Source organism: Novosphingobium sp. TK71 (assembly GCF_055361505.1).
In genome coordinates this window covers 2,824,658-2,836,448 of the sequence record NZ_CM143962.1, presented here as the reverse complement: position 1 = coordinate 2,836,448, position 11,791 = coordinate 2,824,658, and the positions used below count along the sequence as shown (strand labels likewise).

The window sequence follows — 11,791 nt, the reverse complement described above, 5'->3', positions numbered from 1 at the left end:
AAATGGTGCACCCGACAGGATTCGAACCTGTGGCCTCTGCCTTCGGAGGGCAGCGCTCTATCCAGCTGAGCTACGGGTGCAGTGCTGGGGCGACTAGCAGAGCCTGCGGAGGACTACCAGCGCCAAATCAATCCATATCGTCATGGGCTTGGGAAAACATGGGGACGGATATCCCTCCGCCCCGCGCATACCCGCAGGGATCGCTTGAAAGTTCCCTCTATGTTCTTATGATGAAGGCATGGCCGACGCTGATTCCCCCCTCGCACCGCCGCTGACTTCGTTCGTTGCCAACGACGTCGCACGCGGAATCGGGCGACTTTTCGCCCGCAACGATATCTGGTGCCTGTCGGAAATGCCGCTGCGCTGCGGGCGCCGGGCGGATCTCATGGGGATCGACGCCAAGGGCCATGTCATCATCGTCGAGATAAAGGTATCCCGCGCCGACCTGCTCGGCGACGGGAAGTGGACCGACTATCTCGACTATTGCGACCGTTTCTACTGGGGCCTGCCGCCCTCGATCGACCGTGCGCCGCTGGAAACCGAGGCTTTTCTGCCGGAGCAATGCGGCGTGATCGTGGCCGACGGTTATGACGCGGAAATCCTGCGCCCTGCCCCGCTGCGCCAGCTTGCCGCCGCCCGTCGCAAGGTGGAGACGGAGAGGCTCGCGCGCGCATCGCTCCGGCGACTCGTCACGCTCGGTGATCCGCAGACGCTCAAATGGGGGAACGAGACGGCGTGAAAATGCAGGGCCTCACGGCCCCGCATTTCCCGAATTCGAAAGCGGCGCTACCGGCTCAGTGAACGAAGCGCGCGATGACGTCGCGGTAGGAACGGCTGACTTTCACCTGCGCGCCCGAATCGAGCACGAGGAAGCATTCGCCGTTGGTGTGCGGCTTGACCTGGCGAACCTGGTTGAGGTTGACGATGGTCGAGCGGTGAACGCGCTGGAACACGCGCGGGTCCAGGCGGCGTTCGAGATCCTTCATCGTTTCGCGCAGGATCAGCGAATTGTCGGCAGTGCGGATGCACATGTAATCGCCGGCCGCTTCGATATGCTCGATCGAATCGACATCGATGCGGAAGATCTGGCCGCGATCCTTGATGTTGATGAGCTTCTCGTAGCGGTCCGCGTTGGGATCGGCTTCCTCGGGGATGTGATCGATCGCATCGGGCGCCACTTCGGCCAGCACCGTCTTGAGCTTTTCCGCCTCGTCCGACGAACGCTTCTCGGCAAGGCGCTGGCGCACGCGGGCGAGGGTATCGTCGAGCTTGGTCTCGTCCACCGGCTTCATCAGGTAGTTCACCGCGTTCGCCTCGAAGGCGCGGACGGCATGTTCCTGATAGGCGGTGACGAAGACGAACAGCGGCGGTTCGATCTCCATGACCCCCTTCACCACCGAGAACCCGTCGAAACCGGGCATCTGGATGTCGAGGAAGACGAGGTCGGGCTTTTCGGTCTTGATCTTGCGGATGGCCTCGCGGCCGTTCGAGCAGGTGTCGATGATCTCGACATCAGGATACTTCTCCAGACGAAGCTGAAGGCCCTGGATGGCGAGTTTCTCGTCGTCGACGAGGATCGTGCGAATGGTCATCAGTTACTTTCTCCGGCCCGGCTAACGCACGTGGGCCAAATATGTTTCATCGCGCGGCGAAAACAGGCTGCCGCGGCTGCTCGATCATGTCTTCCGGGGTGGGTTGGCGCTCGGCGGGAAGTTCGATGAGCACCGCGAAGCCGCCCTCGATCGGTTCGATCGTCTCGAAACGGTGGTGTTCACCATAGGCTTGCGAAAGGCGGTCGCGAATATTCGCCAGGCCAACGCCGGTGGAGACCGGCTCCCCTCCATCGTAAGTCATGCCCGACAACCTGTTGTCCGTCGTCGGACTTTGCAAGCCCGGCCCGGTGTCCGAGACGGTGATGCGAAGCATCGGCCCGACGAGTTGCGTGGTGATGGTAATCTCAGCCCCGGATTCCTGCGGAGTCACGGCATATTTGATCGAATTTTCCACCAACGGCTGAAGCAGCAGCGAAGGCAGCAGGCAGGTTTCGGTTTCCGGATCGATATGGAAGGTGGTGCGCAGCCGTTCCTCGAATCGCATGAGTTCGATGTCGAGGTAGAGTTCAAGCGTCTCCACCTCGGTTGCCACGGTAACACGTGCCGAGGGCTTGTTCACCAGGGTATAGCGCAGGAACGACGAAAGGCGGCTGAGCATGGCATTGGCCGGCTCGGTCTGCTTGAGCAGGACCAGCGTGGAAATCGAGTTCAGCGTGTTGAACAGGAAGTGCGGATTGAGCTGGTAACGCAGCATCGCAAGCTGGGCCTGCGTTGCCTGGTTCTCCAGCCGGATCATCTGGTCGTTCTGCTCTTCCACCTGAAGGTAGAAATTGATCGCGTAGTAAAGCGCCGACCATGCCCCCAGCAGCGTCGCGTCGAGGTAGAACACCCCGAGGAACAACTGGGTGAAGCTCGCATCGCTGTCCGTTCGGTAGAGCGAGATCACCCAGGCATCGATGAAGGCGTGCAGGCCCACCGCGAACGGCAGGATCAGCGCGGTCAGCCCCCAGGTCACCAGCGCGCGCCGCGTTATCAGCGTGCGATAGACCACCGACAGCACCAGCGAGATCGAGAAGCCGGTGATCGTCGCGATCAGCACCAGCACCAGCGAGGTCAAAGGCTGGGAATTGGCGATCGTGGACATCGTGCGGAGCAGCATGGCGCCACCCCACCCGACGAACTGGAGACGCCAGAAGGCCTTGTCCTTGTTGGCGAAGAAGGGGATCGGTTGGATCGGCAGCACGCTCATGCACGCTTCCTAGCCGAAATCGGTGCCGGGCGGAAACTGCCGAAAATGCGGAAAGACTCCTTCCTCAACCGCCACGTGCTTCGGACACCGCATCCGATAGCTGGTCCACGCCGACCGCGCCGGAAATCAGCCGCTCACCCGCGACCCAGCTCGGCGTGCCGCTGAAGCCCAGCCGGCTGGCGATTTCGAGGTTGCGCGAAAGCTCCTGCTCCACCGCCGGGCCGGCCGCGACCTTGCGGGCGCGTTCCAGGTCGAGTCCGGCCTGCCGGGCGGCGGCCTCGATGCTCTGCGCATCGACCTGCCCCATGGCGAACATGGCATCGTGGAACTGCGAATACTTGCCCTGCTCGGCGGCGGCCAGCGCCATCTTCGCGGCGGCCGGACTTTCCGGCCCGATGATCGGCAGTTCGCGCACGACGATGCGCAGGTCCGGGTTCTTCTTCAGGAGCTGGGCCACGTCGGGCAGGCTGCGGCGGCAGTAACCGCAGGCATAGTCCGTGAATTCCACCAGCGTAACCTTGCCTTGCGGATTGCCCAGCACCGCGCCGGGGAACGGCGTCTCCACGTTTTGGCGCACGCCGGCAAGCTGCTGGCTGGCCTGCTTGCGCTGCAGGTTCTCCATCGCCTGCGGCAGGATTTCGGGATGTTCGAGGATATAGTCGTGAACGATCTTCTCGATCGCCGGGCGGCCGCCGAACCAACCGCCCACGCCGACCAGAGCGACGCATCCTGCGATCACTGCGAATTTCGTGCCACTACCCATTTGTCTTTTCCAGAATCCCGTAATGTGTCCAGCCGCCCTAGCGGCGCTTCCTGGAACGTTCCAGTTCGGCGCGCGCCTGCATCTCGATATCCTGCGCGCGCAGCCAGTCCGGCGAGCCTGTGGGCAGGCCGGTTTCGGCCGCCTGCGCATTCATCAGCGCGGCATCCATCTGGCCCGTCAGCGATTGCTGTTCGGCGCTGGCGAGCCGGGCGCGCGGCATATCGCCGTTGGCGGCATAGATGGTGCCGAGCTGGTACCATGTGAACGGGTTCTCCCGGTCGCGCGCCACCGCGTTCTTCAGCACCGACTGCGCCTCGGCGAAATGGGCCGGGTCTTCGGTGGCGATGAGGGCGTGGCCGAACAGCGTGGCGATCAGCGGCTGGTAGCCGGTCAGTTCGGTCGCCTTGCGCAGCGGCACCAGCGCCTCCGCCGCCTGGCCCGATTCGAGCAGCACCTGCCCCTTCAGTTCCAGGAAATAGGGATCGTCGGGATCGACCATCAGCAAGGCATCGGTTTCGGCGCGGGCGCGATCGAGCTGCGACTGGCGGTGATAGGCATAGGCGCGGGCGTAATGCGCGGGCACCGAATTGTCCGTCTCGGGATAGACGCGCAGCACGTCGCGCGGCTCGGCCAGATAGCCGAACAGCTTGGCCTTCATCCGCACGAAGCGCTGTTGCAGCTTGGCATCGTCCGGCTTGGACCAGGCCGGGTCCTTCTCGTAGACGTCCTGCAAGGTCTGGATGCGGTCGCCGGTGAGGGGATGCGTGGAGTAGAACTCGTCACCGTCCTGCGCCCGGTAGCCGTAGCGGAACTCGAGGTTCTGGAGCTTCTTGAAGAATTCCACCGAACCGCGCCCGCTGATGCCCGCCGTGGACAGGTACTGCGCGCCCGCCGCATCCGCCGAGGCTTCCTGCGAGCGGCTATAGGCGAGGTACTTGCCCATGGCCGCCTGCTGGCCCGCCATGATGACGCCCATCGCCGCTTCGCCGCCGCCCACGGCCGCGGCCGCCGCGCCCAGCAGGAGCGAGAGAATCGAGATATTGGTGGCCGGCTGCGCGCCCTGGTTCAGCACGGCGTGGCCGCCGGTGACATGGCCCAGTTCGTGCGCGATCACGCCCTGCACTTCGGCGGCGGTATCGGCCTGGTTGATGAGCCCGCTGTTGACGTAGACCGCCTGCCCGCCCGCCACGAAGGCGTTCACCGAGGAATCGTTGACGAGGACGATATCGACATGGCCGGGGTCGAGCCCCGCCGCGGTGATGAGCGGTCGCGACATGTCCTTGAGCAGGGCTTCTGTTTCCGCGTCGCGCAGGATCGACTGTGCGCTTGCCGGCGCGGCGGACCAGCCGAGCAGCGCCAGGGAACTCAGGACGAGTGCGGCAATTCGCGCGAAGGGCATGCTCTCTCTTGGGGCTTTGCGGCCTGAACCGGTGCTGAAGCGGCGCGTCTCGCGCTTGGCCGCAGCCTAGCGGCGCGCCTCGCCGTTGCAAGGCGCGATCGCGCGCCGTTCAACCGAGCAGGTGGCGGGCGGCCCGGCGAAGAAGGGCCTCGTCATCGCTCACTTCGCCAAGGAAGCGCAGTTCGCCATGCTCGTCCCGGCGCGCGACCAATACGGTGAATTCGCTGGACCGGCCGATTTCCTCCTCCGCGCGCGGCGAAAGCCCGCGAAGGCCGCGAACAAGCCGCTCATGCCGGGAAAGGCTCGGAGACTCCTTCTCCCCCTCCGCGCGGCGAAGGCGGCGCTCGTCGCGCACCAGCGCCTTGATGCCGCCTTCCGTCCCGGCGATATGCGCAGCAAGCCTGCCGCATTCGAGGCCGAGCCGCATGCCGTGGGCGATCACGGCGGCAAATTCGGTCAGGCGGGTCTTGTCGTAGTCCGTCCCGAAGACGAGCTTGACCAGCGGAACCAGCGGCGCGCGGTCCTGCACCTTGAGACCGGCATCCTCGACAAGCGCGGCAAGGTCCTGCGGTGCATCGGCAGCGGCCAGCGCAAAATCGTAGGCCCTGCCCAGCGCCGCATAAAGCGCCTGCCGCGAACGATCCTCGCTGCCCATGGCAGCCCGCGCCAGTTCGCGCGCGGAAGCCAGCCAGTCCGCCAGTTCCATATCCGCCGTGAGTTCGAGCACATCGGCATCGAACCGGTCCAGATCGAGCACACCGCTGCCGAGCGTGATCGGCGATTCCAGAATTCCTTCCCCGCCGAACGCCACCTGAGGCAGCCGGTCCGTCAGCGACAGCACCTGCTCCACCGGCCCGTCGGCCCATTCCCCCAGCAACGCTTCCCGGCGCGGCGGCAGGTCGAGCGGCCCGAGTTCGGCACCGGGTTCGCCCAGCGTCTCGTCCACCGCGCGCATCAGCATGTCCGTGCTCGACTGGTCGGCGAGCTGCTTCCAGTTGATGACGCCGTAGATGCAGTCGATGGCGTCATGCCCGCGCGAAAAGGGCAGCAGGATGCCGCGATAGAGGATCGTCGCCCCGCGCTGGTTGACGAATTCGGCCTCGAACCCGATCGGCGCCTGATTCGCGAGGATCTGCATGTAGTGATCGGTAATGCGCGACAGCAGCGACCGACTCGGCACGTCGTCCAGCCGGTGAATCGCGCCCAGGGCGCCGCATTCCCCGGCGAGTTCGGCGCCGAGCCAGGCCACCGCCGGATTCTCGATCCCCGCCGAGAAATCGAGCAGGACGCTGTTGGGGCCGAAATCGGGAAGCGTTTCGGGATGAAGCTGGGCGATATCGGGGAACGGTCGGTCCTCGAGCAGGCTGGCCCAGAAATTGTAGGCCCGCACCTGCATGCGGCGCTCGTCCTGGCCGACCGGCGCAACGATCCGGTCGCGCGCGTCGTCGTCGTCGCCGGAGAATCCCGTCGTCGCCCCGTCCGGATCGGAAAACTGGCCGCGCAACGTATCCATCGAAAGCCCCCGCACATTCAACGGCATCGCTTGTCGCGCAACATGGTGAATTAAAGGTTTAGGCCCGGCCGCGTTGCCCTACGCGATCAGGCCGGACGCAGGACACCTTCGCCGAGCCGGGGCAGCGGGGCCAGGAAGCGCAGCACCACGAAAGAAACGATGAGGAAGATCGAGGCGGCGTACAGCGCGAAGGCAAGGTCGCGCCAGTCCGCCAGCGCGCCCCAGGTCCATGCGCCGAGCGCCATGCCGCCGAACGTCACCGCCTGGTAGATCGACAGGCAGCGGCCGAGGATATCGTCGGGAGAACGCAGCTGGACCGCCGTGTTGAGCGTGGTCAGGATCAGCACCCATGCCATGCCCGCCACGAAAGCGGCCGGGAGCGCGTAGATCAGTTCATGCGCGACCGCGACGAGCGAGAACGAGAAGACGAACATCGCCGATCCGAGGGCCAGAATTCCCTCCAATCCCAGCATCCGGCGAATCTTGCCGATGAACGGCGCGGTTACGATCGAGCCTATGCCGAACAGGCCGAGCATGATCCCGAAGTCGATCTCGGTGCCGTGCATCGAATCGTTGATGACGGCGGGCAGCAGCCCCTGGTAGGCGGCAAGGCTGAAGCCCAGCGCAAAGCCGCGAATGAGCAGGCGGCGTAGCGGCCGGTTGCCGAAACAGAATCGCAGGCCGGTGGCCACTGCGGGCAGGATCGGGCGGCGGTTTATCTGGCGGGCTTCCGGCTTCCACCAGAGCAGCACGCAGATCAGGCCGACATAGCTGACCGCATTGATCGCAAAGGCGAAAGACACGTTCCACAGGGAGATCAGCAGGCCGCCCACCGCAGGGCCGATCGAGCGCGCGATGTTGAACGATATCGAATTCAGCGCGATCGCCTGCGGCAGCTTGTCATGATCCACCTGCTGGCGCACCGAAGCCTGCCAGGCCGGTGAATTGAGCGCGGTTCCCGTTCCCACGCTGAGCGTGAAGGCAAGCAGCAGGAACGGGGTCAGCCAGCCCGCATAGGCCATGATGGCCAGTGCCGCCGAAACCACCAGCATGCCGATCTGCGCTGCCAGCATGACGATGCGGCGATCGAAGTTGTCGGCGATGGCCCCGGCAAAGACGCCGAACAGCATGATCGGCACCGTGGCGGAGGCCTGCACCAGCGCCACGAGCTGGTGCGAAGGGGTCAGTTCCGTCATCAGCCAGGCCGCGCCCACGCCTTGCAGGGTGGAACCGAGGTTGGAGAACAGGTTGGCGATCCAGATCGCGCGGAACACCGGATACCGGAACGGCGAGAACGTGCCGTGTACGGGCGGCGGAACCAGGTCCGCGGTGGCCGTTTCAACCACCTCCTCGACGATGTCCTCTTCCCTGCTCACCGCTCCGGGGTAAGCGGCAGGATCGGGAGCGGCAAGCGCTTTAAATACTGCGCTGTGGCTGCCGCAAATTATCCATGCAGACTACAGGAGATAGCGCATCCTGATCGCGAGGCGGACGTCGGCCCCGCCCACGTCGAACGCGGCCTTCTCGAAGCTGGGCGGCCCCATCCGCACCGGCGCATCCCGGGAAAACCCGAATCCCTCGCGCGGCATCATCAGCGCGGTGTCGAGCTTGCCATTGCCGTTCTCGTCATGAATCAGCGAGATGGCATAGCGCCCCTCGGGAACCCTGCCGAAATCCAGCGTGACCGGCCCCGTCACGGCAACGGTAAGCTTGCGCGCGGCGGGATCCTTCTCGCAATTGGGGAAAGCCTTGGGATTGGTGGTGAGACAGGCCAGTACCTGCCCCTTCTGCGAGCGCAGCGCGGTGACCGCCACGCTCACATCCACTCCCGGTGCTGCGGCCCCGCCGGCCAGCGGCGCGCAAAGCAGCAGGATCAGGGCGCCGAAACGCCCCGGTCGGTTCCGCACAGATGATCCCAGAAGCGAAAATAGAGGCCGTAATTGCATCGGTATAGCTCGTGATGGCGGTGATGATGGCTCGCCGTTATCAGCCAGTGGCCGATGCGCGAATAGACGAGGGCGCGGGGGAACATCTCCCAACCCATGTGATTGGCGATTCCCATCACCGTCATGATCGTCAGCACCAGCGCGAGCATGCCGACGTGGATCGGCACGACGAACACGAGCGCGGGAACCACCACGGCGCCGGTCACGGCCTCCAGCGGGTGAAAGCTCATCGCTGCCCAGGCGGTGGGCGGCTTGCTGGCGTGATGGACGGCATGCATCGCCCGGAACACCTTCGGCCGGTGCATCCAGCGATGGGTCCAGTAGAACCAGGTGTCGTGAAGGAAGAGATAGAGCAGCAGCGAAAGCGGCATCCACCACAAGGGGCGGGCCAGCGGATCGGTGTAGATCAGGGTCCAGCCATGGGCCTGCCAGCCCCAGGCGACCACGCCTGCCGGAATGCCGTAAATCGCCGAGGAGGCCAGAGACCAGCCGATCTCGGCCCTGATCTGGCGGTCCATGCCCCGATAGAGGCCCGGGCGCACCCGCGCGGTAACCCATGCGAAGAGACCCGAGGTCCCGAGATAGCGCAATCCCACGATCGCCGTCATCGTGACGGCTGAAACGCAGAGCGCCCAGAGGCCGGGACCGGAAATCGATGGCATGGCCGGGGCTTATGCGCCCGCGCCCGGCCCGTGGCTAGGGCAGCCCCAAAAGAAAAGGATGCAGAAAGGCCCGAGCCCCTGCATCCCTTCCCTTACGATCCGGTGCGATCCGGGCCGGCGATCAGCTCGCGCGGCGGACGGCGCCCTTGTGCATGCCGACAGTCTTTGCGCCGCGCGGACGGAAACGACGCTTGCGCTCGCCCTGATCCTCGGTGCCATGTTCACGGCGTTCGCCGCGCGGGGCATCGCTGCGCGGACGGTCGTCCCGGCGACGGTCGTCGCCACGGCGCTCGCCGGTACGCTCGCCCTGCGGACGATCGCTGCGATCGCGGCGCGGCTGCTGGCTGCGGTTGCGATCGCCGCCGCGTTCGTTGCGGTTGCCACCGCGACCGGCACCCTGCGGGGCGGCGGGAGCCTGGCGCGACGGCGCGGGCAGGCGGGCCGCCTGCTTCTGGAAATCCTCGGGCAGGCCAAGGGCAGCCAGCTTGACGCGGGTCAGCTTCTCGATGTCGCGGATATAGGGCTTCTCGTCCGGCGCGACGTAGCTGATCGCAACGCCATCGGCGCCGGCACGCGCGGTGCGGCCGATGCGGTGGACGTACTGTTCGGCAACGTTCGGGATCTCGAAGTTGTAGACGTGGCTGACGCCGCTGACATCGATGCCGCGTGCGGCGATGTCGGTGGCGACGAGGACGCGCACCGTACCCTGGCGGAAGCCGCCGAGCGCTGCGGTGCGCTGGGCCTGGCTCTTGTTGCCATGGATCGCGGCAGCCGGGATGCCGGCGGCGACAAGGTGGCGGACCACGCGGTCGGCGCCGTGCTTGGTGCGGGTGAAGACCAGCGCACGGTCGATCGCGCCATGTTCCGCCTTTTCGGCGGCGTCTTCGGCCAGGCCGTCACGCAGGCTGAGGGTAAGCAGCGCCTGCTTCTCGGCCTGGTTGATGAAGGTGGCGTACTGTTCGACGCGCTCGGCCGTGGTCGACTGCGGGGCGACTTCGACCTTGACCGGGTTGTTGATGAACTGCTTGCCCAGTTCGGCAATCGCCTGCGGCATGGTGGCCGAGAAGAACAGGCTCTGGCGCTGCTTGGGCAGAAGCGCAGCAACGCGCTTGAGCGGGACGATGAAGCCGAGGTCCATCATCTGGTCGGCTTCGTCGAGCACGAAGATCTCGACATGGCGCAGGGTCAGCGCGCGGCTGTCGATCAGGTCGAGCAGGCGGCCGGGCGTGGCAACGAGGATGTCGGTGCCGCGCTCAAGCGCACGGGCCTGCTTGCCGGCGGGCACGCCGCCGAAGATGCACTGGACCGAAAGGTTCAGGAACTTGGCATAGCCGCGCATGTTGTCGGCGATCTGCGCCGCCAGTTCGCGGGTCGGCGAAAGCACCAGCATGCGGCAGCCGGCGTTCTGGCGCGGCTTGGGATCGCTGGCGAGGCGGTGCAGCGAAGGCAGCGAGAACGCGGCGGTCTTGCCGGTACCGGTCTGCGCGATGCCGAGAATGTCACGGCCCTCGAGCAGCGCGGGAATCGACTGGCGCTGGATCGGCGAGGGATCAGTGTAGCCCTTGGCCGCGAGCGCACGGAGAATCGGCTCGGCCAGACCAAGTTCGGAGAAATAGGACATGTGTCACTTTCACAAGGTGCGGGGCACGCGGAAGGTTCTTGGCCCGCGCACACAGCAAGGTGTCGTTACGGGCGACCCTGCGTGAAGAAGGAAGCTTGTTCAAAAGGACAACCGCTCGTCCGGGCCGGTCCGCATCGGGACGTCACGCTGCTCTCGGATTGCGGCAGGGAAGTACCCTACGCGCCGGTCGTCGGGGGCCATTTAGTGTGCACTTCGATAAAACGCAAGATAATTGCGTAAGTCGGCAGAGACGTTGCCGGAAATCCCCGCCGGCTCAGGCCGAGAATCGGCGGGCGCGGTCTGCCAGGCGTTCCACCGCGGCCTCGTGAATCGCGGGCGAGCTGACCAGAACGCCAAAGGCGCGGGGGTCGTGCTTGTTGTAATTGAGAGGCTTGCCGAAAGCATCGGTCACGGCGGCGCCTGCCTCGCGTGCGATCAATCCGGCAGCGGCGATGTCCCACTCGTAACCCCAGCGCAGGGTCGCCAGCAGGTCGGCCTCGTTCGCCGCGATCAACGCCATGCGCAGCGCGATCGAGTTCGGCTGGCTCACCAGCGTGAGATCGGCATCCTCGCTCGCCAGCTTCTTCGCCGGAACGCGTGCACCGGCCAGTGTATCGCGGTGGCTGGCGCGCAGCGGCGCGCCGTTGCGGCTGCTGCCCTTGCCCGCCTCGCCGTACCAGAATTCGCCGCCCGCATCGCGGCAACGCGCCGGAGCATACAGCAGGCCCAGCAACGGGCGGCGGGTGTTCACCAGCGCTACCGAGATGGCCCAGCCATCCCTGCCGGCGATGAAATCGCGGGTTCCGTCGATCGGATCGACCAGCCAGACCAGTTCGTGCCCCTGCCGCGCGGGAGAATCGGCAGTTTCCTCGGAAAGCCAGCCCGCCGAAGGCAGCAGGCTGGAAAGTTCGCGCTTGAGAAAGGAATCGACCTCGATATCCGCCGCGCTCACGGGGCTTCCGGGCGTTTTTTCCCAGTGCTCAAGGACATGGCCGTCCCCCGGCCATCCGGCCATGGCGATACGTCCGGCTTCACGGACAATGGCTTCAAGTCTGTCGCGATCGATCATGCGCGAGTCGTTCTGG

Annotated in this window: 11 protein-coding genes and 1 tRNA gene; 1 reads left to right on the top strand and 11 read right to left on the bottom strand. The window is 65.5% G+C overall.

Annotation, left to right across the window (positions count from 1 at the left end; all coding sequences use genetic code 11):
* Positions 1 to 3: 3 nt before the first annotated feature.
* Positions 4 to 80 (bottom strand) — tRNA-Arg (locus ACXJ16_RS13340).
* 158 nt (positions 81 to 238) lie between these two features.
* Between ACXJ16_RS13340 and ACXJ16_RS13335 the strand changes: the two genes are divergently transcribed.
* Positions 239 to 739: an MmcB family DNA repair protein gene (locus tag ACXJ16_RS13335; RefSeq protein ID WP_054442111.1), complete on the top strand. Its 501-nt coding sequence runs from the start codon at positions 239 to 241 to the stop codon at positions 737 to 739.
* A gap of 55 nt (positions 740 to 794) precedes the next feature.
* Here the strand turns inward: ACXJ16_RS13335 and ACXJ16_RS13330 are convergent, their stop codons facing one another.
* The 10 genes from ACXJ16_RS13330 to ACXJ16_RS13285 all read right to left on the bottom strand — a co-directional run bounded on the left by ACXJ16_RS13330 (position 795) and on the right by ACXJ16_RS13285 (position 11,775).
* A complete protein-coding gene (locus ACXJ16_RS13330) occupies positions 795 to 1,592 on the bottom strand; it encodes a LytR/AlgR family response regulator transcription factor (protein WP_054442110.1) in 798 nt (265 codons plus the stop codon).
* A gap of 46 nt (positions 1,593 to 1,638) precedes the next feature.
* Positions 1,639 to 2,802, bottom strand: a complete 1,164-nt coding sequence (locus ACXJ16_RS13325) for a sensor histidine kinase (RefSeq protein WP_054442109.1) — start codon at positions 2,800 to 2,802, stop codon at positions 1,639 to 1,641.
* A gap of 64 nt (positions 2,803 to 2,866) precedes the next feature.
* Positions 2,867 to 3,565 carry a DsbA family protein gene (locus tag ACXJ16_RS13320; protein WP_054442108.1) on the bottom strand — a complete coding sequence of 233 codons (699 nt, stop codon included), beginning with the start codon at positions 3,563 to 3,565 and terminating at the stop codon, positions 2,867 to 2,869.
* Between the two features lie 37 nt (positions 3,566 to 3,602).
* Entirely contained in the window at positions 3,603 to 4,964 is a 1,362-nt protein-coding gene (locus ACXJ16_RS13315; RefSeq protein ID WP_185998370.1) for a M48 family metalloprotease, read from the bottom strand.
* Between the two features lie 109 nt (positions 4,965 to 5,073).
* Positions 5,074 to 6,477 (bottom strand): PAS domain-containing protein, encoded by a 1,404-nt coding sequence (locus tag ACXJ16_RS13310; RefSeq protein ID WP_454796397.1) that lies wholly within the window; start codon positions 6,475 to 6,477, stop codon positions 5,074 to 5,076.
* 86 nt (positions 6,478 to 6,563) lie between these two features.
* Positions 6,564 to 7,853, bottom strand: a complete 1,290-nt coding sequence (locus ACXJ16_RS13305) for an MFS transporter (RefSeq protein ID WP_463920816.1) — start codon at positions 7,851 to 7,853, stop codon at positions 6,564 to 6,566.
* An 81-nt stretch (positions 7,854 to 7,934) separates the two neighbouring features.
* Positions 7,935 to 8,384, bottom strand: a complete 450-nt coding sequence (locus ACXJ16_RS13300) for a DUF2141 domain-containing protein (protein ID WP_369818363.1) — start codon at positions 8,382 to 8,384, stop codon at positions 7,935 to 7,937.
* The gene (locus tag ACXJ16_RS13295; RefSeq protein WP_185998367.1) at positions 8,351 to 9,085 is read right to left on the bottom strand and encodes a sterol desaturase family protein; all 735 of its coding nucleotides are present in this window, start codon (positions 9,083 to 9,085) and stop codon (positions 8,351 to 8,353) included. Before ACXJ16_RS13295 ends, ACXJ16_RS13300 begins: the two co-directional genes overlap by 34 nt.
* Before the next feature lie 121 nt (positions 9,086 to 9,206).
* The gene (locus ACXJ16_RS13290; RefSeq protein ID WP_463920815.1) at positions 9,207 to 10,706 is read right to left on the bottom strand and encodes a DEAD/DEAH box helicase; all 1,500 of its coding nucleotides are present in this window, start codon (positions 10,704 to 10,706) and stop codon (positions 9,207 to 9,209) included.
* A 274-nt stretch (positions 10,707 to 10,980) separates the two neighbouring features.
* Positions 10,981 to 11,775, bottom strand: a complete 795-nt coding sequence (locus tag ACXJ16_RS13285) for a 3'(2'),5'-bisphosphate nucleotidase CysQ (RefSeq protein ID WP_463920814.1) — start codon at positions 11,773 to 11,775, stop codon at positions 10,981 to 10,983.
* Between the last annotated feature and the right edge of the window lie 16 nt (positions 11,776 to 11,791).

Bases quoted from the DNA above. Each gene is read 5' to 3' on its own strand.
- ACXJ16_RS13335 (WP_054442111.1), top strand. From the start codon at position 239: ATGGCCGACGCTGATTCCCCCCTCGCACCGCCGCTGACTTCGTTCGTT.
- ACXJ16_RS13330 (WP_054442110.1), bottom strand. From the start codon at position 1,592: ATGACCATTCGCACGATCCTCGTCGACGACGAGAAACTCGCCATCCAG.
- ACXJ16_RS13325 (WP_054442109.1), bottom strand. From the start codon at position 2,802: ATGAGCGTGCTGCCGATCCAACCGATCCCCTTCTTCGCCAACAAGGAC.
- ACXJ16_RS13320 (WP_054442108.1), bottom strand. From the start codon at position 3,565: ATGGGTAGTGGCACGAAATTCGCAGTGATCGCAGGATGCGTCGCTCTG.
- ACXJ16_RS13315 (WP_185998370.1), bottom strand. From the start codon at position 4,964: ATGCCCTTCGCGCGAATTGCCGCACTCGTCCTGAGTTCCCTGGCGCTG.
- ACXJ16_RS13310 (WP_454796397.1), bottom strand. From the start codon at position 6,477: ATGGATACGTTGCGCGGCCAGTTTTCCGATCCGGACGGGGCGACGACG.
- ACXJ16_RS13295 (WP_185998367.1), bottom strand. From the start codon at position 9,085: ATGCCATCGATTTCCGGTCCCGGCCTCTGGGCGCTCTGCGTTTCAGCC.
- ACXJ16_RS13290 (WP_463920815.1), bottom strand. From the start codon at position 10,706: ATGTCCTATTTCTCCGAACTTGGTCTGGCCGAGCCGATTCTCCGTGCG.
- ACXJ16_RS13285 (WP_463920814.1), bottom strand. From the start codon at position 11,775: ATGATCGATCGCGACAGACTTGAAGCCATTGTCCGTGAAGCCGGACGT.